This is a genomic window from Chryseobacterium sp. JV558, assembly GCF_033712365.1.
In the GTDB taxonomy this organism is placed as follows: Bacteria; Bacteroidota; Bacteroidia; order Flavobacteriales; family Weeksellaceae; genus Chryseobacterium.
In genome coordinates this window covers 251,853-276,964 of the sequence record NZ_WJHU01000002.1, presented here as the reverse complement: position 1 = coordinate 276,964, position 25,112 = coordinate 251,853, and the positions used below count along the sequence as shown (strand labels likewise).

31 protein-coding genes and 1 riboswitch are annotated in these 25,112 nt (G+C 33.8%); of the genes, 30 read left to right on the top strand and 1 reads right to left on the bottom strand.

The window, feature by feature from the left end:
- Positions 1-32: 32 nt before the first annotated feature.
- From GFU89_RS07070 to GFU89_RS06930, 29 genes are all read left to right on the top strand, one after another.
- Positions 33-515 carry a hypothetical protein gene (locus GFU89_RS07070; RefSeq protein WP_318846472.1) on the top strand — a complete coding sequence of 161 codons (483 nt, stop codon included), beginning with the start codon at positions 33-35 and terminating at the stop codon, positions 513-515.
- A gap of 42 nt (positions 516-557) precedes the next feature.
- The gene (locus GFU89_RS07065; RefSeq protein WP_318846471.1) at positions 558-1,211 is read left to right on the top strand and encodes a DUF4919 domain-containing protein; all 654 of its coding nucleotides are present in this window, start codon (positions 558-560) and stop codon (positions 1,209-1,211) included.
- Between the two features lie 58 nt (positions 1,212-1,269).
- The gene (locus tag GFU89_RS07060; protein WP_318846470.1) at positions 1,270-1,722 is read left to right on the top strand and encodes a hypothetical protein; all 453 of its coding nucleotides are present in this window, start codon (positions 1,270-1,272) and stop codon (positions 1,720-1,722) included.
- 2 nt (positions 1,723-1,724) lie between these two features.
- On the top strand, positions 1,725-2,252 hold the full coding sequence (locus GFU89_RS07055) for a hypothetical protein (protein WP_318846469.1): 528 nt from the start codon (positions 1,725-1,727) through the stop codon (positions 2,250-2,252).
- Positions 2,253-2,312: 60 nt separating this feature from the next.
- Positions 2,313-2,723: an SMI1/KNR4 family protein gene (locus tag GFU89_RS07050; protein WP_318846468.1), complete on the top strand. Its 411-nt coding sequence runs from the start codon at positions 2,313-2,315 to the stop codon at positions 2,721-2,723.
- A 147-nt stretch (positions 2,724-2,870) separates the two neighbouring features.
- Positions 2,871-3,791 (top strand): serine hydrolase domain-containing protein, encoded by a 921-nt coding sequence (locus GFU89_RS07045; protein ID WP_318846467.1) that lies wholly within the window; start codon positions 2,871-2,873, stop codon positions 3,789-3,791.
- Positions 3,792-4,379, top strand: coding sequence for a hypothetical protein (locus GFU89_RS07040; protein WP_318846466.1), 588 nt, complete (start codon positions 3,792-3,794; stop codon positions 4,377-4,379). It begins immediately after the preceding gene.
- A gap of 169 nt (positions 4,380-4,548) precedes the next feature.
- Positions 4,549-5,094 (top strand): hypothetical protein, encoded by a 546-nt coding sequence (locus tag GFU89_RS07035; RefSeq protein ID WP_318846465.1) that lies wholly within the window; start codon positions 4,549-4,551, stop codon positions 5,092-5,094.
- 7 nt (positions 5,095-5,101) lie between these two features.
- Positions 5,102-5,761, top strand: a complete 660-nt coding sequence (locus tag GFU89_RS07030) for a DUF2461 domain-containing protein (RefSeq protein ID WP_318846464.1) — start codon at positions 5,102-5,104, stop codon at positions 5,759-5,761.
- Between the two features lie 35 nt (positions 5,762-5,796).
- Entirely contained in the window at positions 5,797-6,372 is a 576-nt protein-coding gene (locus tag GFU89_RS07025) for a hypothetical protein (protein WP_318846463.1), read from the top strand.
- Positions 6,373-6,444: 72 nt separating this feature from the next.
- Positions 6,445-7,197 (top strand): hypothetical protein, encoded by a 753-nt coding sequence (locus tag GFU89_RS07020; protein WP_318846462.1) that lies wholly within the window; start codon positions 6,445-6,447, stop codon positions 7,195-7,197.
- Positions 7,198-7,294: 97 nt separating this feature from the next.
- Positions 7,295-7,675, top strand: a complete 381-nt coding sequence (locus GFU89_RS07015) for a hypothetical protein (RefSeq protein ID WP_318846461.1) — start codon at positions 7,295-7,297, stop codon at positions 7,673-7,675.
- The gene (locus GFU89_RS07010) at positions 7,672-8,328 is read left to right on the top strand and encodes a hypothetical protein (RefSeq protein WP_318846460.1); all 657 of its coding nucleotides are present in this window, start codon (positions 7,672-7,674) and stop codon (positions 8,326-8,328) included. The genes GFU89_RS07015 and GFU89_RS07010 overlap by 4 nt, the downstream gene beginning before the upstream one ends.
- 44 nt (positions 8,329-8,372) lie before the next feature.
- The gene (locus tag GFU89_RS07005) at positions 8,373-9,122 is read left to right on the top strand and encodes a phosphodiester glycosidase family protein (protein WP_318846459.1); all 750 of its coding nucleotides are present in this window, start codon (positions 8,373-8,375) and stop codon (positions 9,120-9,122) included.
- Positions 9,123-9,219: 97 nt separating this feature from the next.
- Positions 9,220-9,759, top strand: coding sequence for a dihydrofolate reductase family protein (locus GFU89_RS07000; RefSeq protein ID WP_318846458.1), 540 nt, complete (start codon positions 9,220-9,222; stop codon positions 9,757-9,759).
- An 11-nt stretch (positions 9,760-9,770) separates the two neighbouring features.
- Positions 9,771-10,145, top strand: coding sequence for a VOC family protein (locus GFU89_RS06995; RefSeq protein WP_318846457.1), 375 nt, complete (start codon positions 9,771-9,773; stop codon positions 10,143-10,145).
- Between the two features lie 19 nt (positions 10,146-10,164).
- Positions 10,165-10,938: a hypothetical protein gene (locus tag GFU89_RS06990; protein WP_318846456.1), complete on the top strand. Its 774-nt coding sequence runs from the start codon at positions 10,165-10,167 to the stop codon at positions 10,936-10,938.
- A 2-nt stretch (positions 10,939-10,940) separates the two neighbouring features.
- Complete coding sequence (locus GFU89_RS06985) at positions 10,941-11,462, top strand: hypothetical protein (protein WP_318846455.1); 522 nt, start codon at positions 10,941-10,943, stop codon at positions 11,460-11,462.
- A complete protein-coding gene (locus GFU89_RS06980) occupies positions 11,440-11,961 on the top strand; it encodes a hypothetical protein (protein ID WP_318846454.1) in 522 nt (173 codons plus the stop codon). The genes GFU89_RS06985 and GFU89_RS06980 overlap by 23 nt, the downstream gene beginning before the upstream one ends.
- Positions 11,954-12,754, top strand: a complete 801-nt coding sequence (locus GFU89_RS06975) for a hypothetical protein (RefSeq protein ID WP_318846453.1) — start codon at positions 11,954-11,956, stop codon at positions 12,752-12,754. Before GFU89_RS06980 ends, GFU89_RS06975 begins: the two co-directional genes overlap by 8 nt.
- A 156-nt stretch (positions 12,755-12,910) precedes the next feature.
- Entirely contained in the window at positions 12,911-14,521 is a 1,611-nt protein-coding gene (locus GFU89_RS06970; RefSeq protein WP_318846452.1) for a serine hydrolase, read from the top strand.
- Between the two features lie 133 nt (positions 14,522-14,654).
- On the top strand, positions 14,655-15,038 hold the full coding sequence (locus GFU89_RS06965) for a 5-carboxymethyl-2-hydroxymuconate Delta-isomerase (RefSeq protein ID WP_318846451.1): 384 nt from the start codon (positions 14,655-14,657) through the stop codon (positions 15,036-15,038).
- A 32-nt stretch (positions 15,039-15,070) separates the two neighbouring features.
- Positions 15,071-15,571, top strand: a complete 501-nt coding sequence (locus GFU89_RS06960; protein ID WP_309872939.1) for a DinB family protein — start codon at positions 15,071-15,073, stop codon at positions 15,569-15,571.
- 52 nt (positions 15,572-15,623) lie between these two features.
- The gene (locus tag GFU89_RS06955; RefSeq protein WP_318846450.1) at positions 15,624-16,397 is read left to right on the top strand and encodes a hypothetical protein; all 774 of its coding nucleotides are present in this window, start codon (positions 15,624-15,626) and stop codon (positions 16,395-16,397) included.
- Positions 16,398-16,468: 71 nt separating this feature from the next.
- A complete protein-coding gene (locus GFU89_RS06950) occupies positions 16,469-17,479 on the top strand; it encodes a DUF2268 domain-containing putative Zn-dependent protease (protein WP_318846449.1) in 1,011 nt (336 codons plus the stop codon).
- Between the two features lie 678 nt (positions 17,480-18,157).
- Entirely contained in the window at positions 18,158-19,402 is a 1,245-nt protein-coding gene (locus GFU89_RS06945; RefSeq protein WP_318846448.1) for a hypothetical protein, read from the top strand.
- Positions 19,403-19,438: 36 nt separating this feature from the next.
- A complete protein-coding gene (locus GFU89_RS06940; RefSeq protein WP_318846447.1) occupies positions 19,439-19,792 on the top strand; it encodes a DUF2200 domain-containing protein in 354 nt (117 codons plus the stop codon).
- Between the two features lie 145 nt (positions 19,793-19,937).
- Positions 19,938-20,063, top strand: a riboswitch (FMN riboswitch).
- A gap of 92 nt (positions 20,064-20,155) precedes the next feature.
- Positions 20,156-20,803: a 3,4-dihydroxy-2-butanone-4-phosphate synthase gene (gene ribB, locus GFU89_RS06935; protein ID WP_318846446.1), complete on the top strand. Its 648-nt coding sequence runs from the start codon at positions 20,156-20,158 to the stop codon at positions 20,801-20,803.
- Between the two features lie 141 nt (positions 20,804-20,944).
- The gene (locus GFU89_RS06930; protein ID WP_318846445.1) at positions 20,945-21,943 is read left to right on the top strand and encodes a T9SS type A sorting domain-containing protein; all 999 of its coding nucleotides are present in this window, start codon (positions 20,945-20,947) and stop codon (positions 21,941-21,943) included.
- Positions 21,944-22,006: 63 nt separating this feature from the next.
- Here GFU89_RS06930 and GFU89_RS06925 read toward each other — a convergent pair whose 3' ends face one another.
- The gene (locus GFU89_RS06925) at positions 22,007-24,091 is read right to left on the bottom strand and encodes a TonB-dependent receptor domain-containing protein (RefSeq protein WP_318846444.1); all 2,085 of its coding nucleotides are present in this window, start codon (positions 24,089-24,091) and stop codon (positions 22,007-22,009) included.
- 166 nt (positions 24,092-24,257) lie between these two features.
- Between GFU89_RS06925 and GFU89_RS06920 the strand changes: the two genes are divergently transcribed.
- A complete protein-coding gene (locus tag GFU89_RS06920; protein WP_318846443.1) occupies positions 24,258-25,010 on the top strand; it encodes a DUF3575 domain-containing protein in 753 nt (250 codons plus the stop codon).
- Positions 25,011-25,112: the final 102 nt, after the last annotated feature.

Sequence of the window (25,112 nt, the reverse complement as noted above, 5' to 3'; positions counted from 1 at the left end):
AAGTAAAAATTAGAAAAGCTTTATTATAAAAAATGAAATATTTATCAATTATAATTCTATTACTTTTTATCAATGGTAATGCACAAAAAATGGATGTAAAAAACGCTCCTGAATTCATCAAAATAAGCAAATCAGAACTCAAAGAAACTGATCTGGAAACATTGGAATTAGTTGATTTTGGAAAAATAAGAAATCAATCTGCACCCTATGGAGATTTTTTATCCAGAATGTATACTCATTTTGGTAAACCGGAAAGCATCATGTTTGAAGGTTTTAATTATTTGATCAGGGATAAGCAAACAGATATTGTCTTCTTAGCTTTTTTTGGTGCTTCCGGCCCTGGATATGCTGCGAAAAAAAATAATATTGAAAAAATTAAACCAAGAATTTCTGAACTTGAACTCATTCTGGACAATTCAAAAAATGCAGATTGTGAAGAAGAAATTGAAACCGATTTTGGTATATTTTTGTGTGGAGCAAAAGATGGAATTCCTTATGATAAACAAAAGCAATAACTAAAACATATTGACAAGCAAGCATATTCAAATAAAAAAACAATGAGAAAATATATTATTTCAGGCCTTTTAGTCTTCCTCTTTCAGGTATTTTATGCACAAATAAATACGGATCTGATTAAAAAGAATGTCACCGAAAATCCACAGGAAAATTTTTATAAACTGTTAGATACATTCAAAGTACACCCTTCCGAATTGACACAGGAGCAATTAAATCAGTTGTATTATGGAAGCAAATTTGTAAAAATTGATTACACCATCGGAAATTATAATAGTGAATCCGGCACATTCTGGAAACCTGCTCAAAAAAGACTGTCAAAAAGTAAAGCAGAAAAAATGCTTGCTGAAGCCGAATCAAAATATGCAATCAATCCCCTCAATAAAGACTTACTGGACGATATGATGAATATTTATCGTGCGCTTGATGAAAATCAAAAAAGAGAATTATGTTCTCAACAAAAGGATCTGATCATTCAAACGATAGAAAAAAGTGGAGACGGGAAAAGTGAAGAAACAGCAATTTGTGTTTTAACACCTGGAGAAGTCTTACAGCAGCTTGATAAACTGGCTATATCGGGACCGAGAGCAGAGTTCAGTCAAAAAATGAAGCAACTTTCAGACGGAAGTATATTGACGATATATAAAATCGGAGACAGAGAGGTATTTGTAAAATTAGTGGGCGGATATTTTTTTTAAAAAACATTTGTGCTAATAGCTAAAAACCAATAACTAACAATCGTATACAAAAAACATTATGATTAAAATGAATTTAGATTTTAGCAGTACTAAAATTGAGGAGGCAGTCAGACAAAACTCAAAGAGAAGCTCTATGATATTAGATTTAGCCAACACTGCTTCATTGGCGAGTGATGGAAAATTATTCTATGGCAGGGAGTTTAAAAACAGAATTGAAGTGACGAGAATAAAAACACCTTTCTTAACAATTCTTCCCATCTTAATCATTATTTTTAAAAAGAATGATCTTCAGAATCCCAGATTGAGATTAAGCTTTTTTGGATATATTTGGTTCTCAATTCTTCTGTTATTATTTTTATTCTCTATCATAAAAAAAATAATTGAACCTGATTTCCAGGGAGATCTAGTACTTGTTATACTTTCAGTACTATTTTTTTACTCGCTATTCGCAATAGAGTTCTATTTCACAAAGAAAGCTTTTAACAGACTCAGGCTAAGAATAAGGAAATAATCATGAAAAATAAAGCACTGTTTCTATCAATCCTATTTTTGTTTTTGGGATGCAAAAAGCAAGAATTCGATGACTTTGATTTTTCCTATAGCAATACTTTTGAGACAGATTTCTCAATAAAATTCAGTAGTAAAAATGATTCAATTTTTTTGTATGAAAATTGGGCTGCAGAGAACAAACAATTACCAAGAAACAAAACCAGCTATCTTTCAACCCTGAATGAAAAACAGAGATCGAAACTGGAGAGTTTTATGTCGAATATAGATTTCAAAAGTTTAGACACCTTATACTTTGAAAAGTATCAAGATGGAGAATATTACAGTTTCTATATTAGAAAAGATAAAATCAGGAAAACTATAAAAGTTCACAGTTATAATGCCCCAAAATCATTAAGCAATTTTGCTCATTGGATTTATGAAACAAAAAAGTCTTTAAAATTAAAAGAAACTCAAAAGAGTTTTGAATTTAAAAGCAAAAAAAATTATCCAAAATTACCTCCTGCAATCAATCAAGAGAGTTCAAAACAATAAAATTAATTAAGCTTTCGTAAGGCAATCCCAAGTGGAAAGAAATTTATAAACTTCATTAGCATGATACACCTCCGGGCCGATAAAATTAAAGAGAAATGGGCCAATGAAAATATTAAGCTTAGCCCACCCGCAACACCAGAATCTATTACTGCTGTCCAAGAATTTATTGACTTTCAGTTTCCTGATGATTTTAAAGAATTGTATTTAAAACTGGATGGATTTGCAGATTGGGACTGGACAAAGAATATGTTTTCTATCTGGCCGTTAGCAAAAATCCTGGAGGAATATCATAACGAAAATGACAAAAGCTTCATTGTGTTTGCAGACTATCTGATCAATGCACATCATATCGGCTTTGTGAAAGGAAAAAATGGAGTGTTTAAAAACTCTACTGAAACACATGAATTAATTGCAGACACTTTTTCTGAAGTGATTCTTCTTATTAATTCGGATGCAGATATTTTATATTGATGCTAACTTTGCTGATACACTAAACCTAATAACAAAAACCTAAATATGCAATACCATAAACATTTCATCTTACTTTTTTCGACATTCCTACTTTTAGCCACTCATACATTTGCTCAAACAAAAGAGATCAGTAAAATTGATTCTCTAATGAAATGGTCAAACCAGATTGGAGCCTTTAATGGAAATGTTTTAGTTGCAAAAAACAATAAGATCATTTATAATGCTTCGTTTGGTTTTACTGATGTGACAAAAACGAAAAAGCTCACTACTGATTACAGGTTTAACATTGGCTCTATCACTAAGGAATTCAGCGGTGTTGCCTTGTTACAATTACAAGAACAGGGGAAACTGAAACTGGATGATCATGTTTCTCAATACATTCCGGAATTACCCAAATGGGCCAGTGAAGTTACCCTAAAAGATTTGTTGCAATACACGAGTGGCATTCCCAATGTAGCCTGGAAAAAAATTAAAAATGACAAAGATCTTTTTGAGGGCTTACAACATGTTGATTCCTTAGATTTCAAACCTGGTACTCATTATGATTATAATAACAACAACCTGTTTTTACGCCAGTTTATCGTTGAGCGTGTGACAGGAATGAATTTTAAAACCTATGTAGAAAAATTCATTTTTAAGCCTTGTAAAATGAATTCTTCTGTGATGACTCCTTTTGAAAATGGAATTAATATAGCCAAAGGATTTAATAGTGAGCTGGTTGCGGATAAAGAAGATTTACCTATAACAGGAGGAACGTATTTAACTACTAAGGATTTATTGAAATGGGAAGACTGTCTTCATTCCAGTAAAATAATAAACACAAATTCTTTGTTTGAGCTTGGGCAGCAATTTAATCTGCCTGAAACCCAATCTGCTTTAGGGCAGGCAAAATTTATAAACAAAAAATTGGTTGAGCATTTGCATGATGGAAGAGCCGGAAGCTATGAAGCTATTTTAGTTTCAGATTTGAATGAAAAATTTACGATCATTTTATTAGGCAACCATTACAAAGGAAAGTTATTTGAAATTTCTGATGCTATTAAAGCCATTTTAAAAATGAAACATTGAATGTATTTAAAGCAAATCGAAAATAAAGGAATACAAACAGATAAATTTTACGTTCCTCCATTTACACTCAATGAAGGGGAAATTATTGTTGTCAATCTTTTCAGCGGGGCACATTTTTATGAAACGGAAATGTTTCTTAAAGACCTATTTTGTGGTAATACACCCCATGAAAATGTTATCATTCATAAAAAAATGACTTTTGTTGAACATTTCAGAGAATCGAAGTTTAGAGATATTTTTTATCCTATGACTGTGAGTGAATATTTAAAAAAGAATGCAAATCCTGCTAATCCTTATTCCGAAAAGATTTATGAGACAGAATGGATCACTAAAAAAATAAAAGTCAATACACTTACAGGCAGCCCGAGAAAGCTATTATCATTGTATACTACTCTTTCAAATACAAATAATATTATTTTTGACTTAGTTGGACTAGGCCCGGATGGAGCCCAAGAAAATTATAAAATTGTAAAAGAAGTTGTAAAAAATGGAGGTTCAGCAATTTTACTCGATGGATATGATGAAATGAAAAACGATTGTACAAAATACATTGAACTGCAATGGGCACAAGAATATCTCACTTCATAAAAAAACTAATCCAAAATAGGAAGACATCACAAAGAAGGTGCTAATGATAATAGTTCCATTTCCCAGACCATATCATTTTCCTCCCTCAATTTTTTATCCCTTCAACTTTCCCCTATATTTGTTTCAATAAAGGTCTGATCAATGATGACGGCATAAAACCAAACAAAATATGGCAACAAAAGAAGAATTCTGGGACAGAAAAAAGAAGTTAAATGATGACTTTTTCGTGATGGGCTCTCTGGCAAATCCAGCAACGGAGGAACAGATTACACAGTATGAGGAAAGCACAGGTTTTATATTCAGTGAAGATATTAAAGACTTTCTGACCACATTTGGTTCGTTGATTTTTGAGGTTAAAGAAGAGATATGGGCACGGCCACAGGAGTTTGATGTTATTCCCGCGTGGAAATTTGGATATGGCTTTTTTGTATACGGTCTTTCTCAGGATGCAGAGATGCCTTCATGGATGGGTTTTGAAGAAAAGCATGATGAAGCTCTTGAATATCGGGAAAAACCTTTGGGACAGTTATTTTTCAAACGCAGTGGAAATCTGTACAGAGCCTATACCGATAACGGGATCATAAAAGTAGAGTACGATAAATATGACGAGGAAGATTACGAAGTATTTGAAGGAAATATATATGACTTCTTAATTAAAGAGATTGACAAATTAGAAGAAGACTATAAAGAATATATCAACGAAGAAAAATCCTGATCTGAATATGAAAAAAGCATTTGAATTCCTTAAACAACTAGAAAAAAACAATAATCGGGAATGGTTTGCAAAAAATAAATCTGAATACGAATCGATTGTAAAAGAAAACAAAGTTTTTTTTAATCATATCTATACCGAACTTCAAGAATATGACAACCTGAAAGGAATTTATATTTTCAGAATTTACAAAGACGTTCGTTTTTCAAAAGACAAGACACCCTATAAAACCAATTTCGGAGTGGGATATTCCCGTTCAAAGCCGATGCTGAGAGGCGGATATTATATTCAGCTGGAACCTGGCAACAGCTTTGTAGGAGGTGGATTCTGGGGTCCGGAAGCAAAGGATCTGCTCCGCATCCGTAAAGAATTTGAAATCAGCAGCATTGAAATTGAAAAGATAATTTCTGACGAAACTTTCGTAAAATATTTCGGAGAACTAAAAGGGGATTCCGTAAAAACAGCTCCGCGAGGTTTTGATAAAAACCATCCGGCCATAGATTTAATCAGAAAAAAACAATTCCTGGTGATGCGGAAATTCACAGACAAGGAAGTTTTAGCTGATAATTTTCAAAAAGAAGCACTTCTCACCTTATTGGCAATGCGTCCTTTTTTTGATTATATGAGTGAAATTCTGACTACAGATTTGAACGGGGAACCTGTGTTCTAAAATTCAATATAATACTTTGCAAAGCTAAACACCATATGAAACCGTTCCTTCTATTATCTTTTGGTCTATTGATATCAGCTTGCCATTCATCAAATAAGAATGACACCATCAACCCGAAACATACATTTGAAATCGTTAAAGCAACAGATTCAACCTCTTTTTTACGTTGGACCAATGATAAGAGTACATTCAATTCTTCAGAATCGATCAGTAATAATTATCTGGATCATAAAACGTCTTTACAATGGAGTAATGATCAATATATGTGTCTCAGGCATTCTAATGGAAGTGATACCTGGACAGATTTAATTTTACCCTTTAACAATAATGAAGTCAAATTTTATGAAAATACATTAGCTTATGACAAAGTAAATGGTATTGTTATCTATGAAACAGATTCTCTCCCTTATAAATTAGTTGCTGAAAACATTGCTGGAAAAGAAAAACAGTTCCTCGGAGAAAACTGGGAAAATTGCTCAAGCCTGCTTCCTCATTATTGTATCGACAGCATACATCTTGAAAATAAAGAACTTTATATAGCCTGGACCCTACCCAACAAAATAGATAAACCTAATAAAACTGAAGCACAAAAAATTAAGTTGAAGCTTTAAAAACAGATTTATATTGACAATTTATTCAAAGCCGTTCCGTTGTAAGAAAGATTTTACAAAAACTATTAACTGATGAAAAAATATCTAGTAGCCTCTCTTGTATTTTTATCCTGTCTATTATGGTCACAGGAAATGATCTATCCTAAATATATGTATGATAAAGATTTAAATAACATTCCTGTAGAAAAAACGGAAGACATCAATCTTTTTAGATATAAGCAAATACAGTACATCGGTCAACCTGAAAACAATATTACGCTCACCTATACTGGTAATGAATGGCATAGTAAATTTTTAGAAAAAAATTACCGGAATAAGGATTTCATTGCTCTTAAGCAAGAATTTAATAAACGTCAGTATAAAAATCTCAGAATTTTTGTAGATACATCTCAAAAAACACCATTAATTAAAACCCATATTGATACTACAAAAATATCAAATCTAGACTATGATATCAAAATGGATAGTTTGGCTGCTGGTTTAAAGCTAACAAAAGAGATTCCATTCATTATAACGTATTATGATGGATTTCCTGTTACCATCTATAATGCAGAAAAAAAAGAACGGGTAATTGGTTTTGGTAACAATGTCGCTTTGGAATTGGAAGGTTTAGATAAAGATCATCAATGGAAAAAAATATATGATTACAGAAAATATACTTGTGGAACAGGTATTAACTTTTTCGTTTTAAAACCAAAAGAAATTGCGACTGTATTTGAACCTCGATTAAGTGGAAATTTTAAAACAAAATTCAGATATAGACTGGGAAATGTTGTGTCAAATGAATTTGAAGGCAGTATTAATGATAAATATTTTAATGATTAATTTCAAACCTAATATTCAGTTCAATCTATAAGAAACTGGATAACAATCAATTAAACGCATTACAGTTAGCTATTTTTTATAATATGAATTCAAAAAAATGAAGACTCTACAAACCCTTGGAATCCTATTATTAATCGGGGTTTTAAATACTATAATAACGGCTGAGTATATCAAACTATTGAAATTGCCCAGTGGAAATGTTGCAATGCTGCCTATTGCTATTATGGCTGTTTCTGGTATTTCTTTGGCTGTTTCGACAGCTTTAATATTAATTATTAGTATTAAAAAGCAACTAAACACAGTAATCTCCATGCTTATATATCATATTATTTATTTTATATCAGGCGCACTTTTTGGAATGGATTGGCTATCCTTTACCAATGTTGATCTTTTTATTATTTTCACTGCATTTATGGTTTGGGGATTTATTTTTGTATCTATAAAATTCTTTCAATCAAGAAAAAAATCACCACAATGAGGTTCAGACTCTTTTTTCCTTTTCTACTATTATTTTCAGTCAATATTTCAGCCTGCAAATGTAATGGCAAACCAACTTTAAAATCTTCGTTCGAAAATGCAGATTTTGTTTTCATTGGGGAAATATATGATGTAACAGAGATTCCTTCAGGATTCAAAACTGCACAAAATATTCTTAGCAAGGTTAAAATAAACAAGCTTTACAAATCAAATGACTTCAACGAATTTTATCAACACAATGCAACCCTTTTCGGATCTCCATTACATTCTTGTGATATTCTTTTTACACAAAAGGGGAAATATTTAATTTTTGCATTTGCTGAACAAGATACCGGATTGCTCTACTCCGATCAGTGCTTTATACAAAAAAAACTGGATGAGCTTTCACCTGCAGAATTAAAAGAGCTTGAATTCTTAAGTAACAGATATAAAAAATTATCTGAGAGTTCGGATTTATCCAATCATGTAGAACTTACAGATCTGATTGTTGAAGATTTTAATCAATCTGACAGAAAGGTTAATGAACAGAAAAGAGAAATATCAACCCTTACGCAACAAAATAACAGATATAAAATGATCATTTATATTTCCGTTTTTGTGATCATCATGCTTCTTATAGCTTTAATCCTGCTGCGCAGGAAATCCCGGCATTGAAATGAGTGAGGAGAAAACAATATATTTGTTCTGAAAATCACACCATGCTCAAAAGTACTATTCCCTTTCTCAAAATAAAACCCTATTATTTATTTCTTTTCCTTCTGCTCTTCAGCAGTTTATGCTGTAAGGAAAAAGCAAAGGATGATAACCGTTTTATCACTTACCAGGTGAACCCTGAGAAACAAAACATACAGATGTATTGGAAAAACGATAATGGTGAACTCCTGAAAAGTCTTGATCGCCTCAATCAGAATGTTCAATTTAAAAATGAAAAGTTAATATTCGCCATGAACGGCGGCATGTTTGAACCGGACAACGCTCCGAAAGGTCTTTATATTGAAGATTTTAAAATCCTGAAATCCACAGACACATTGCAGGGCAACGGAAATTTTTATCTTCAGCCTAATGGAGTTTTTTATTTAACACAAAATAACCAAGCAGGAATTGTAGAAACTAAAAAATTCAGATACAATAAAGCCATCAGGTATGCCACCCAATCCGGGCCAATGCTGATAACAAATGGAAAAATCAACCCGATCTTTGAGGAAAATTCTAAAAATCTGAACATCAGAAACGGGGTGGGAATTTTGGAAAACGGAGACCTTATTTTTGTAATGTCTAAAAAAGAAGTCAATTTTTATACCCTGGCAGAGTTTTTCAAAAATTCAGGATGCAAAGAGGCTCTTTATCTTGATGGATATGTTTCCAGAACTTATCTTCCTGAAAAAAACTGGATTCAAAAAGACGGAAATTTTGGAGTGATGATAGGGGTAACAACATCTGCAAAGTAAAAATAAAGTTGTCATAACTTCGTCATTAAAAAAGTAAATATGCCTATCTTTCCTGTCATTTTAGAATGTTAAATCCCTAATCACATATTTTTAAAAAATGAAAAAAGTAATATTAGACCTGGCCACTACTTTAGACGGCTTTATTGAAGGTCCCAATGGAGAAATAGATTGGTGTATCATGGATGATGATATGGATTTTGATGGATTTCTGGCAGGGATAGACACTATTTTTTACGGAAGAGTAAGCTATGATGCATGGGGAAATTATCAGCCGGAAGAAAATGCAGGACCGGAAGAACAAAAACTCTGGAAAGCCGTTCATTCAAAAAATAAATTTGTGTTTTCCAGTCAAAACAGAGAAGATGAAAATGCCATTTTTATCAGTTCTGATATTGTGGAAAAAGTTTCTGAAATAAAAAATCAAGGGGGAAAAGACATCTGGCTGTATGGAGGAGCAAGTCTTATCAAAACATTTATTCAGCTTAATCTTATTGATACCTATAGAATATCCGTTCATCCGATAGCTTTAGGAAAAGGAAAACCTCTTTTTGAAGATTTAAAGGAAAGATTAAATTTAAAACTGATCAAAACAAATGTTTTTAAATCTGGTGTGGTACAACTTATTTATGAAGCTTAAACTAAAACGATATGAATGTTCAGCTCAGTACCATTATTCTGTACGTACAAAATGTACAGCTGCTCAGGGACTTTTATGTGGATCATTTTAATCTTAAAGTGATTGAAGAAGATCCAATCTGGGTTTTGCTTGATGCCGGAGGTGCTCATATCGGATTACATAAAATCGGAGATCAGTATCTTGAAAAAATCGAAGCGGGATATCTCTTCGATAACAATACCAAAATTGTTTTTGAAATTGACATAGATATAGAATCTGCAAGAAATAAACTGGTCTCAAAAAACATTCAGATGAGGGAAGTCAAAACTTTCGACGACTATCCTTTCTGGCTCTGTGACGGAACCGATCCTGAAGGAAATGTCTTTCAGCTAAAGAGCAAAAAATAAAAACTAATTTTACAAAACCATGAAAAAAACAATAGGAATTTTATTCTTCATCCTTTTATCTCATATTGTATCCGGACAAAATATAAACGCTATAGAAAAACAACTGGAACTTTCTTTCCAGAAAATCGGTTACTGGTATGCAGACCAAAACCACAACAGGGATGCTGCAGATTCACTTATGGCAGCTAATAATGAATTTGAAAAGCTATTGCTGAAGCACACATCCAATCCGCAGACCTTGAAATATGATTTTAAATCACTCAGAAAAAACGGTTTACAGGTTTCTTCATCAGAGGATGGAAAATTCAGGATCTATTCATGGGATACGTGGAACGGCGGAACGATGCATTTTTTCAAAAATATTTTTCAGTATGAAGCAGATAACAAAGTATATTCTGAAATAATTGGTGATAACAGTGAAATGAATCCCCAAACATTCTATTATAAAATCAATGATATTATCTCTGAGAATAAAAAATATTATCTCGCTCAAAATATGGCAACCTATAGTTCTGCCCTTACTTCCCACAGCATAAAAGTTTTTTCTATAGATAATGGAAAGCTCAACAGTGATGCCAGGCTTATTAAAACCAAAACTGGCATCAGAAACCAATTGGGATATGAAATAGATCTTGCAGCAAAATCTAATTGGAATAATGAGATTGAAAATTATGATATTGAATATGATGCTAAAAAGAAAATCATCAGCATTCCGTTAATCCTTGATGATTATAAAGTTACAGATAAAAAAATACGCTATCAGTTCACTGGGAAGTACTTTGAGAAAATATAAAAATGAAAAAAATAATTGCTGTCAGTAGTCTTGTCTTCATTCTGACTCTTTATAACTATCCTATTTTTAACGACAAAAAAATTACATTTGCTGCTATTTTCCTGTGTTTTTTTGTGATCATATTTTCGACAGCAAAACTTTATTTTCCCAGTGATAAAGAGGATTATGATTCTGTTGAAAAAGAAATGGACAGGCTGTATAATGATAACGGAATCTTTCAATATACAGACGAAGGGTTTTATGTTAAACAAAAAAATATAACAGAGTTTATAAAATGGGATGAAATTAATACAGTAAACAGATTCGCATTCCCCGTAAAGCCTTATGGGGGACAGTCGGGACTGGAAGTTATTACTGATCAAAAAAATTATGAATTTAATGATAAAACGACCTCCGGAATTTTAAAATTAACGGATCAACTTTATAATAATCTTCCAAATTGCAAAATAGATTCGCCAACAATCAGAGTTAATAATTTCGGTCTTGAGAAGACAAAGTTGTATGAAAGAAAACCTCCACAGTAATCAATCAGACATGCCAACGATCATTGAAATAAAAAACAAAATCAATTGGCTAGTCACTTTTATCACAAGTGTTGGCTTACTCATTTTGTTTTGTATAATTCTTATCATCATTTCTATTGGCCTTCTTCAAGCAAGTTTTATCCCTTTTATGCTTCCTTTTGGAGCTTTATTTATTTTCGTCCTGTATATCTGGTTGTGGAATAATTTCGGAAAAACAGTTCTTACCATTGATCCCGAAACTGTGAAAGTAGAGTATAAAAACAAACTATTCACAAGTCCTAAAACCTATCTGAAAAAAGATATAGATCATGTTGAAACAAAAGATTTTACGATAGAAACATCAAAATACAGAGTGCGGTACAATTTTTCACTAAGCCAATCTACTTACGCTGTCGTTTTCACAACAAAAGATCAGGAAATTAGAATCATAGACTGGATCAAACAAGAAAAAGCAGATGAAATTGTAGACTTGATTAATAAAACACAACACAATGTATAATCCGTCAAGAAGAAATAAAAATATCGGAACTAAACATCAAGGTTATGGTCAGGATAATAAATTGACTATTGCTTCACCTTATGGTAATTTGAAATCTTTTTATGAAAAACTTACTGATTACCAAAAAGAAACCCGAATCATCAACAACCATGAATTTATATTTGTGGTTGAAAAAAACCGCGAAAATTCAATTCATCCTTGTTCGGTAAATGATATTCAAAGAATTATAGAGCAAATTCCAACTGAAGATTATGGAGAATTGAAGTTTATTATTCTACGGCAGCCTAAACGAAAAGAAGAAATTCTTTCACCCGTTTGGGGAAGATTAATTTACAGCTATGATTTCGAGGATGAATATTATCCCGCTATCATCCTGGATGCAATCGACACAAAAAAGCAATTATTATGGCCTAAAAAGCAAACGATTGAAGATCAGCAGGAATTCGAAAGATTAAAAGCAGATGGACATATTTTTACCGAAACAAAAAGAAATTTTATTGCAGAACTCATACCTGAAACAGCTAGAAACACTCAACTTTACAGAACCCTACCTCATGAGTTCGGCCATTACGTTCACTATCTAGACATTGTTGAGAGACCTGGGTACAATAATAACGACGACGATATAGATTATGATGCCCAGGAGAAAAGAATGGATTTTTATTTTCGGCTTTCAAAAAGTGAAAAAGAAAAATTTGCTCATACCTACGCTGATAAATTTAAAAATAAACTCATTGGTGAACAAAAAATCCCCTTTGAACCAACAGATGTAGGAATTATTAAAAATAATTGAGAAAAAAAATCTTGAATACGGATTCAAGATAATTGTTATTCCATCCCCAAAAAAAAATTATAGAGAAAAACTAATCATCTTCAACTCTGCACAAATATTTTTAAAATCCCATGTAATATTATCACACTTAAAAGTGTCTTATTTAAAAAAAATTAAATGAAATCTATTTTAACGTGTATTGTTTTACTACTTGCAACCCATCTTCTTTTTTCTCAGAAATCTGAAAAGCTGGAGCAATTATTCTCAACGTATGAAAAAGCCGGCTTGTTCAGCGGTTCTGTCCTGATTGCTGAAAAAGGAAAGATTATTTTTGAAAAAAGTTATGGCTACAGAAATGCCCCTCAAAAACTAAAAAACACCAATAACAGCCTTTACCGGGTTTTCTCTACCACAAAAATGTTCACTGCAACCGTTCTTTTTCAGCTGGAAGAACAGGGAAAATTATCTTTGAACGACAAGCTTTCTAAATATTACCCTGACTTTCCGAAGGGAGACAGCATCACTTTGGCCAATCTGCTTTCTCATACATCAGGAATTCCTAATGATACAAACTCTGAGTATACTGTAGATGAGGAAACATTTTTAAAGTATATTTCCGCAAAACCTTTAACCTTTTCCCCTGGTAAAGATTGGGATTACTCCAATTCCGGATATTATATTCTTGGTTATATCATTAAAAAAGTGACAGGTCAGAATTATGATAAAGTGATAGAAAACAACATACTAAAACCTCTGAAAATGAATCACAGTGGATTCAACTTCAATAACGTTACGGATGAAAATAAAGCATTTGGGTATGAATTTTTATCAGATAATAAGTCAAACGAAGCGTTACGTTTCAAAACCGATCATCCTTTTGGGGCAGGAGCCATGTATTCTACCGTGGAAGATCTTTTTAAGTTCAATGAAGCGCTAAAGAATTATACCATCCTGAAAAAAGAAACGATAGACAAAGCTTTTACACCTTATCTTAAAGATCATTACGGACTAGGTTTTCAGATCTCATCTGTTTTTGACAAAAAAAGAGTGGGTCATGATGGTGGCGGACCCGGTTACAGAAGTAGATATTACAGAATTCTGGAAGACGATATTTGTGTGATTGTTATTTCAAATTCAGAGCTTTCACACACAGACTTTATTTTTCCTCTGGTAGAAAAAATTCTGTACAATAAACCTTATACCATTCCAACCATTGCAAAAGTGAGTGCAGAGGATTTAAAAAAACTGGAAGGCGTTTATTCTACTGAAAACTCAAATTTTTATATAAACAGTGCCGATGGAAAACTGATCTTCAAAGAAGGCAGTTATCCCAGAAACGCTTTATTACCAATAAGCAAAACATCGTTTCAACTGGACGAAAAATTTTCCTGTACATTTAAACCGGATCAAAACGGTAAAATAGATACTCTTGTCATTCATTTTTGGGATGGAACCGTGAAAACAGCTAAAAAAAACACACAAAACCTTACCTGGGGAATCATAGGAAATGCAACTCCTAGCGGCTGGGATGGAAAAGATATCCCGTTACAGACAAATCTTAAAAATCCGAATATTTATTTTCTGAAAAATTATAAACTGATTAAGGGCGATCTTAAATTCAGGTTTAATAACGACTGGGGATACAGCCTTGGGCTGAACAATGATAATAAAAGTGTTGCCTTTGATGCTTATGCATTTCCAATCAACGAAGAAGGGGTTTATGATATTGTTCTTGATATGACCAATACTGTAAAACCACAATTCAGTATTAAAAAATCAGTTCAATAAAACCGGTATTTACATAGTGAAAAATACATATTTTTCAACCGCCCTGTTTTCATGGCGGTTTTTATTTTGAATATTCATTGATATTTTTTTATTATTTTTATCTCACACAAAATCAAACCACAAAATATAATCTATGCCTCATTTTATTATAGATTGTTCACAGGATATTCTTCAGCTGAGAACGCCCGAAGAATTAATGGATGCCGTTTATGAAACAGCTGACGCAACAGGTCTGTTTGCACCCAATGATATCAAAGTGAGGCTTCAGCCCTATCAATATTACAGATTAGGAACAGACAAGAGAAATTTCCTGCATGTCTTCGGATATATTATGGAAGGCCGTACTACGGAACAAAAAACCCATCTTTCCAGACAGATCAGCATCCGGCTTTCTGAACTACTAACCGATATTTCTTTCCTTTCTGTAAATATCAACGATTTTGAAGCGGCAACCTACAGCAACAAAGCACTTATTAATCCCGAAAACACAGATAAAAACCGACATTTCGGATTATAATTTTCTTTTTACACCAACTAAATACTAATATTATGAGCTTAAAAGCATTAGTCAACAAAAGCGTACAGTACAACAATTGGGTAGTCAACAAATATATTGACTGGTTATCCACAAAATCTGACGAACAGCTTAATCAGGAAACCATTTCAAGTTTTCCGACTATCCTAAAAACTTTACACCATATCTGGCAGACTCAGGAATATTGGTGGAGTCATATTTCTGAAAAAAATGATTTTGATTTTACTAAAACCACAGAAACCACAGACAAAGAAGATGTTTTCAATGCCATAAAAAACAATTCGCAAAAACTGGTAGATTATGTGGAAAGTCTCTCTGAAGATGATCTTTCAAAGAATGTAAAGATAGAATCTCAGTGGTTTCAGTGTGATTTTTCAAAATATGAATATATTCAGCACGCCATTCTTCACGGGACGTATCACAGAGGACAAATCGTAACGATGGGAAGAAATATCGGAATCACCGATGCTCCTATGACAGATTTTAACTTCTGGAATATTTATAAGGATAAGTAATAGAATCAATATTTTTGTTTCTATTACTAAAAAACTGAAGATTCACAACATAATGATAACCACTAAAACCATAGAACTCGACTTATTTCAAGAAAACATCAAATATCTTTCAACGGATGACCTTGGTAATTACATTGCTGTGACTTCTAAGAACAGAATTGTAACCCCTGGCATAGAAGCTCTATTAGATTTAGGGGTTGATATCGTAATGGCCAAAATCATAGACGAAGAAAAAATCCTTGTCGTTATTCATCGTCCAGCCTCCATCGAAAATGCTTTAATCATTGACTATTCGGGAAATTGCAAAGTAAAATTTAACATCGGAACTTCTATTAATGACATAAAAATAAATGGTAAAAAAATTATAGTGTCCTATTTTGATGAAGGTATATTAAGTGATGATCAACCGGATAGTGATGCCCTGGCCATATTTAATCTTAAGGGAAAGCAGGTTTTCGGTTTCAATTCCAGTACTTTACACAACAAGCTTATTGACTGTTACTGTATTGCCAATCTGGGAATTGGAAAGATTATTTTTAACGGTTATGGAAATTTTTCAATGCAGGAACTGGATCTGAACACGTTAAATGTGGTCAGTCATAGAACCCCTTCTGTATGTTTAGGTGCACAATCTGTATCCACCAGGGGTGGCGATATTATATTTCACTCTACCTATGGATATAAATCAGGTTTTTTTGTCTGGAATCCGGAATCTGGAAAACTCTATCAAATAGATTCCGAATTCAAAAATCTGAAGTCTTCAGAGAATGGATTTTTTTATAAGGTCAGCAACAAATCATTTATGCTCATTAATCCACTGGAATAATACATAATACGGATTCAACGTATTATTACCTATTTCAGAAAATTCAAATTGTTCATAACACCTAATATCTTATGATGAAAAAAATCATTCCATTTTTATTTCTATTTATTGTGCTGGCTTGCTCTACAAGAGCTGTTTCTGATCATGCTTTTGATTATCAAAAATTAAGTCAGATTTCGGACAGTGTGAAGGTTGAAAATATCGTAATCCATAATCTATTCAAGCATCAGATGCTGGCGCATCAGCATAACAGATATGATTCTGCCCGGATTGTCAAAAATGTTTATCTCCCTCATAAAAAACTTTGGGATAGCTGCTATGGAGTCATATTTGGAGATGAAAATGGCCGCTTATTCAACAACCCAGCAGGAATGATCGCATGGAATAAAACCTTATATAAAGAAAATAAAAAACAGTTTGAGGAAAAAACCAATATCCTTTTAGAGATCAATCTTGAAAAAACATTTAAGAAAACCCTTACCAAATTCAGAACATTGGTTCCTTATCAGCCAAAAGCCAGAATAAGTTTATTATTCACCCCGCTCACAGGAATTTCTTTCGGCGGCTGTAATACCGAACAGTTTGCTCTGGAACTAAACAATAAAAGTGTGGATATACAGTACACCTTAGAAAAAGGTCTGCCTCACGAACTGAATCATATGGTGTATGAAAATTTCAGAAAAACAGATAAAAATTGGGCATCTGCCCTGAATCAAACTATTGATGAAGGATTCGCATGCTACTTTACATATGTGTTTTTTGATCGAAAAATACCTCAATGGGAAGCTGTAGAAAATATGACGCAAGACAACTGGCAATGGTATATAAGCCATGAAAAAGAAATTTTCACCAAGCTGAAACCTTATTTCTTTGATACCTCAGGCAACAATCCGTTATTAAGAAATGACCAGCTGAAAATATTTCCGGAAGCTCCAAAATCTATGAATTACTGGCTGGGTTTTAGAATCATCGAAAAATATGTGGAAAAAAACGGACCCGATTCCTGGAAAGACGTGTATCATCTGACAGCAAAAGACCTTTTGGAAAAAAGCGGTTACGAAAAATATGTAGATAATTTATAGTTATCCACAATGTTATAATCTGGCACTTTAAAAACAGAGAATAATCAGCTGATTTCATGAAACTTAATTTCAAAATAGATTTCTGCTAACATTTTAAAAAATATGTTGGTAACTTTATTTCAATCAATTCTCTTCTGTGGATAACGTATGGATAACTTTTGAACAATGATAAAAAACCCTCATAAAGAAATAGTATTCAATTATTTAAAATAAATATTGGTTTTTGTAGAAATTATACCCTATAAAATCATGTGGATAAGTATTTGTGGATAACTTATCCACATTTTTTTTAACTAAATAGCTTTATTTAACAACACCCTACTTCTACAAGATAAACACATATTTATTAGCTTTTTTATAAAGAAATGAAAAAAAACAATTAAATAAAACACTGAATATAAGAATAATACAATAAATATAAGTTTTAAACTCAACATCCCTATTCATATATAAAAAAGATATGGGGAAATCTGATGCAGATTAAAACACCTCTATATTCTCATCTTCAAATGAGCAGCACGAAAAAAGTTATCCACAAATGAAAAGTAAATTGAGCAGCCTTTATTATCATACGAATAAGGGGTTTTATCATATTCGGATTATGAGATTTTTTGTAAGTTAGTTGTGAAAGAGTACAAATACTATTTCTACAAACACTGATAATAAAAATATAGTCTCATGTACAACACGACAATCCAAAAAGAATGGTTCTCAGAAGGAGAACGTTATGCAAAAGAAATCAATGAAATGGTTGAGTTTGGTGAAAAAAACGGCTGGGAAAACTGGAAAGGTGAAGAACCTGAAGATAAAAGAGCCAATATAGCCCGCGAAGTTTTTGAACTGCTTACAATCGCCAACAAAAACGGAAATACAGAAAATTTCAGAGAACATTTCCCGCCCGCTCACACTCCTATCATTCCTTTAATGGAAAATAAAGCTCAGAATATTGAGCATATGCACTTTATTTCTGATGAAAAAATTGTTTTCATGACAGGTACTTCATATGAAAAAAGACAGGCTTATCTCCTTGATAAAGATATCGTCACACAACTTGATGAAAACATCCGTGCCATCGGGAAATCTAAACAGAAAAATATTTTCGCCATTGCAGTTTCTCATAAAATATCTTTATACAGAGGCTGGAACGGGGACCTCATCAATGAATTTGAACTGGATGAAAACCCAGATTTTGGGATTACAGATTTATACCCTTTCAATGATGGAAGCAAAGTTGTGATTGTTTCCTCAGACGGAATTTTTCTGGTTTCAAATACTGAGAAAAAACTCATCCATCCCATCAATGAAGACAATGAAGAAGACTGGAGTTCCCAGATTGACATGGAAAATGCAGCATTATCCAACGACAATTCTTATATCGTAGTTGGAGATCAAGGGTATGATCACAGAATATTGGATCATGAGGGTAATACTGTAGGATCTATAGGACCTCAATCATCTTATCCACATTTTTGTCTTTTTGCAAAAGATGACAGCCAGCTGATTACCAACTCCTGTCATTTTTATAACGGAATTACCATCGGAATCAATGCAGAGCAATATGTAGGAGCTGATATTGAAGCCTATACAGAAAGTGAAGACTTTACATTCATTGATGAAGAAATGAGAGTCTATGAAGGGGTTGCCATAAAAGACTATTATATTCTGGGAGATGCTTACGGCTACATCAAAGCTTTTGATAAGAACGGAAATCAGCTTTGGAGATACTTCCTGGGTTCTACCATTACAGGAATAGCCCTTTCTGATGATGAAGAAACCCTTTGGGTAGCTGCACACTCTGGCATTTTGCACAAACTAAAATTAGAAAAAGGACACAGAGATACTCACACCATCGGAAACGGGAAACATTATGAAGAGTTCAGGCTGCTGATCTGGAAAGATGAACCTCAGATCTGGAAGTGGTAATGAAACCTTCAGCCATTAATTACTAACAATAAACTCATGCAGAATACCAAAATTTTCACAACCGCTTTTGCCAGTGTTTATCCACATTATATTCAAAAAGCAGAAAAAAAGGGGCGTACAAAATCAGAAGTTCATGAAATCATCTGCTGGCTGACAGGTTATAACGAAAAGGGCCTGCAGGAACAGATTGATAAAAGAAATGATTTTATTACTTTTTTTGATCAGGCTCCTCAGATGAATCCTAATACTTCATTGATCAAAGGGGTAATTTGTGGATATCGCGTGGAAGAAATTGAGGATGAGCTCATGCGAAATATCCGTTATATGGACAAACTCATTGATGAGCTGGCGAAAGGAAAGAAGATGGAGAAAATTTTGAGAACAGTCTAAAAAATAAATATCTCTTTTACAGTCTTATAAATCTGACAAATTTCTTCTCCATTTCAAAAAACTTCCCGAAATTAGCGGTCTGTGCGTTAAATACTATTCAATGAAATAAAAATTTAAATTACAACATACAACAAAACTTAGTATAAGTTTTCTTCGGGGCAGGGTGAAATTCCCTACCGGCGGTTACAGTCCGCGACTCCTTTCTTTTGAAGGGACTGATCTGGTGAAATTCCGGAACCGACAGTTAAAGTCTGGATGGGAGAAGAAAATGAGATAACCAATAAGATTCCTTATGGACTCTTGTTGCGTTGTATTTCATTTCCATGTACCGAAGACTATTTTAACTTTTAAAAGTAAAATAACATGGAAAAATTATTAGTACAATTTGGAGCTACCTCCAAAGAACGTGTAGAAAAAGCACTTCAAACATTACAACAGGGAAAAGGCATTCTTTTAGTAGATGATGAAAACCGCGAAAACGAAGGTGATATCATCTTTCCCGCTTCCACAATTACAGAACAGGATATGGCACTTCTGATCCGCGAATGCAGCGGTATCGTCTGCTTATGTATTTCTGAGGAAAAAAGCCGCCACCTCAACCTTCGTCCGATGGTGGAAAACAATAATTCAAAAAATCAAACCGCATTCACTATTTCCATTGAAGCCAGAGAAGGTGTGGAATCAGGTGTTTCCGCAAGAGACCGTGTAACAACGATCAGAACTGCAGTGGCTGCAGGTGCCCAGGCTGAGCATATTGCAAGCCCAGGACACGTGTTCCCACTCATCGCCAGGAAAGATGGGGTATTTGAAAGACGTGGTCATACTGAAGGCAGTGTAGATCTTGTAAAAATGGCCAATCTGGGTGATGATGCCGTACTTTGTGAACTGACGAATGAAGACGGTTCTATGGCAAGACTTCCGGAAATTGTAGACTTTGCCATCAAAAAAGGGATGAGTGTCGTGACCATTGAAGATATTTATGCCTACCGTAAAATGGTGATAAGCAACTAGACTTAAACTTTTTAACGCACAGAGCCGCCTGTTGATATGATCAGCAGGCGTTTTTGTTAAAAACTTAATGAAAAACAAATAAAATTAACATTTGAATACTATTTTTTAATTATTTTTAACAAAAAATTAAAAATCTTGACTATGAAAAAATCTGTACTCCTTTTATTGGGAACATCTGCCATGCTTTCTGCGCAGATCACGCTTACAAAAGCAGCCAATGACCCTATTTCTGGAAACGTTATCAATTACAATCATGTAACCGGAGTCGTAAACAACTCCGCGACAGGAGCTAATGCTACATTTTCAAACGGAGGTCTTACCATGGGAGTTTCGTCACTAACGACTTATTCTACTCCTACTTCTGCTGAAATAACAACATTTCCAGGTTCCACCATTAAAATGATAGACGGAGCAACAACCATTTACTATAAAGCTTCTACTGCTAAACTTGAAATTACAGGAATTGTAAACCCACAGCTTACTTTAAATTTCAGTGTAGATAACGGAACTTATAACAATTATCCTACCTCTTACGGACCAGCGCAAAGCGACACAGCCAAAGGAACTTTCTCTTCATCTGTTGCCAACGGATTGTTCAGCGGTACAATGGCCGCCCAAGCTGATGCATACGGAACCCTGATTATAGGTAATCAAACGTACAGTAATGTTCTTAGAGTAAAATATACACAGAACCTTAATCTATATGCAGCTTTTGATATTATTTATGCCAATCCTATCGGAACAGCTACCAATACAGCATATGCTTATTATGATGCTTCTCACAGATACGCACTGTTAAATTCTACAAACGGAAATGTTAGCGTTCCATTGTTGAGTATCAACCAAACGGTAGCAACTTCATTAGCTTTAAGCGAAACTTTCCTGTCCACCAGCAATGCTGCGAAAAAAGAGAATTTATTGGTTTATCCTAATCCTGCGCAGGACTTTATTGGTTTCAAAGGAAATACTGATAATTATTCTAAAGCAAACATCTACAGTCTAGATGGGAAACTGGTTAAAACTTCAGATGTAAAATCAGGAAACATACAAATCTCAGACCTTCCTCCAGCTCCTTATTTCATTGAGATCAGTGGAAAAAATGCTGCAGACAAAAAGAATACAAAATTCATCAAGAAATAATAAAAGCAAAATCCCCGCTCCTACAAATGAGCGGGGATTTCTTATTAACATTCAAAATTGCTTTTAAAAAGTAGCTGCAGGAGCAGTTTCATTATTAAGCTTTCGCTGAATTTCAGTCTTTTTCCCTTTGGAGAAATCATAGCTTAATCCCAATACAAACATAGATTTATTGTTCATAATCTGCGTATGAATTTTATAATCTACTAAACTTTCAGATAAACTTTTCGTTTTATACTCTGAAGGCATTCCTATCCAATACATTCCTGTAGAAAATGTCCAGTTTTTGTGTTTATAGCTAACAAAAATATTATTCTGGTTTTCATTTGTATTAAGGAAAGCCCCACTAAGATTATACACGGGAATATTGAACTGATACTGAAGTGAGAAAGATTTATATTCTGAGGAAAGCGAAAAGTAATTTCCTAAATAATCATTTTTGATCAAAGCACCTGTACTTGTCCTTACCGTTTCAGAAGTGGGCGTAAGCACAGCTTTTATTACAAGCAGGCTATTTCCGAAAGGTTTATAAGATCCTGTAAGCTGTACTCCGTATCGCTGTCCGTTTTTCCCGTTTTCATAAGTCAATGCATAACCGCCCAATATATCATCCTGAACATAATACTGATTGATCACTCTATTGGTATACCTGTAAAATAAACCTGCATTGAAATCAAAATATTTATTATTAAAAGAATAGGTCAGGTTATTAGAAAAGACCTGCTGAGATTTTAAAAAAGGATTTCCTCTTTGGACAATATTTGGCGCCAGCTGCACCACATTACTACTCAGAGCATTACTCCATGGGCTTACCGGGTTATAACTTGCTGTAAAACGAAGATTCTGATTGTTTTTAATCTGATAAGCCAGAATAACCTTCGGAGTAAAAGTCCATTCATCAAAAGTATTCTCTGCACTTTTGTTGTGGATATTCGTAAGACCTGCCCCAACTCGGTAGCTGAATTGATCTATCTTTCCAGCAAATTCAGTGTAAAAATACTGCTCCAGATAATTAACGCTGTATTGAGAATATCCGGCAAGGTTATTCAGATCATTGGAAATAGAAGACCTTGAAATACGATATCCGGATGAAAGTTTTCCTGCTTTGAAATCATGAGTATGAGCAAGCTCTCCTACCAGACTCGTTTGCTTTGCCTTTAAAACCATATCATTATCATATACAGAAAATCCTGAGCCTAATATCCATTCCTGAGCAGTTTCTGTAGTATTGGTCGTATAATGAGAACCTACAACATTAATGCTCAGTTCATCTTTTTCACCAATCTTTTTAGAGTAGTAAAGATCCAGCTTAGGAATCACATAATCCGAACCATTATTTTTAAACATTGCATGTTCTTCCTTCAGTTGATCTTCAGTAAAGACACTCTGCCCTACTCCTTTTGAAAACCTGCTGAAAATATCCATATTCAATTTGGCCTGAAAAGCATAATCATCAGGAACAAGTCTGGTATAGCGCAAGGCAACATTCTGGAAAGTATATCCGAAATGATCTTTCCTGTTTTCATCAGAACGATAATGCTTTCCATTCAGCTGGTAATCATAGATGCTGTTTACTCTTCGGTCATCATAATCCCTAAGATTCAGGGAATATTCAAGTCCGAAATTATTTTTTCCTTTGGTATAATTGGCATAGGCTGAACTATTCACAAACCCTGTGTTCAAGGCAGAAGACACATCAGCCCCGAAAACATATCCTGTTTCTGTAGACCTCGTCAGAATATTAACTACAGTATCAGCCCTCGTTGCCCATCTTGCCGGCGGAATGTCATAATATTCCACCTTTACCACTTCACCGGGAGCTACACTCCGGATCTGCATATCTGTAGCCTCAATGCCATTGATAAGAAACAGTACGGTTCCTCCTTTAGTGCTGGTAATTGTATTCGATACCGGATCCAGTTGTAATTCAGGAAGGGTACGAAGCAAATCTTTTGCATAGCGCGCTCTTTCCAGCGCCTCTTTATCAAAAGTATAAACTGCTTTATCCGCAAACTGTTTTTTACGTTGTGATTTTAAAATAACTTCCTGAATCTCTTTTGTTACTGCAACATCGGCTGTATCACTTTTCTTCTCCTGGGCAAAAGCAAAAGCCCCGCAAAGAAAGAATATGGTATAAATAGTTTTTTTCATGTCAAAAGATGAATAATACTATTAGGACAATCTATTTCCGGTGTATATTACATTGATGATCATTAACAATTAAAGATTTATCAATAACTTTTCTTTAAATTCTATTTATTATGTTAAATACAGCCCGTTTTTTGCTGGTATTTTTAACACCATAAAATATTAAGTCATGAAAAAAGCATTCATATTAATTCCGTGCTTTCTTTTTTCAGTATTAGAAGCTCAGGAAACTCAAAACGCTCCGGCAGAAAAGATGAATATCGTCAAGACCAATGTTACAGCTTATGCATTCAGAAATATCAACTTATCTTATGAGCGCGCCATCAACCAATGGTTTTCAGTGAACATCGGTTTCGGAACAATGCCGGAAGGAAAAGTTCCATTCATCAATGCTTTTCTGAAAGATGAGGATGAGAAAAGATTTCAGAACCTTAGAGTAAAAGCCACCAATTTCACCATAGAACCAAGGTTTTATATTGGTAAAGGCTATGGAAAAGGATTTTATTTTGCGCCTTACTATCGGTATTCAAGTGTTACTTCCAATACTTTTGATTTTTATTATGATTATAATGGTCCGAATGGAATTACCTATCAAATTCCGCTTAAAGGTCATGGAGATACCAAAGGAAACAGCGGAGGCCTGATGGTCGGCGTACAATTTTTTCTTACCCGAAGTCAGAATCTTGTCCTTGATTTCTGGATTGCAGGCGCTCACTATGGAAGCGGAAAAGGTGATTTTACGATGACCTCAGATTATGCATTGACTCCTGATATGCAGGCTCAATTAAAAAAAGAAATAGAAAATCTGGACATTCCATTTGTAAAATACACTGTTGAAACCAATGCCAATGGCGCTAAAATAAAAGTAGACGGTCCTTGGGCAGGCTTCAGAAGCGGGCTCTCTATTGGGTATAGATTTTAAAAACACACAGCTTATACTTGTAAATCGTTCTTTTTCAGAGCGATTTATTTTTTTCTGAAATTTGTATCTTGGGTGTCAAAAACTTGTCTGAAATAATACTTT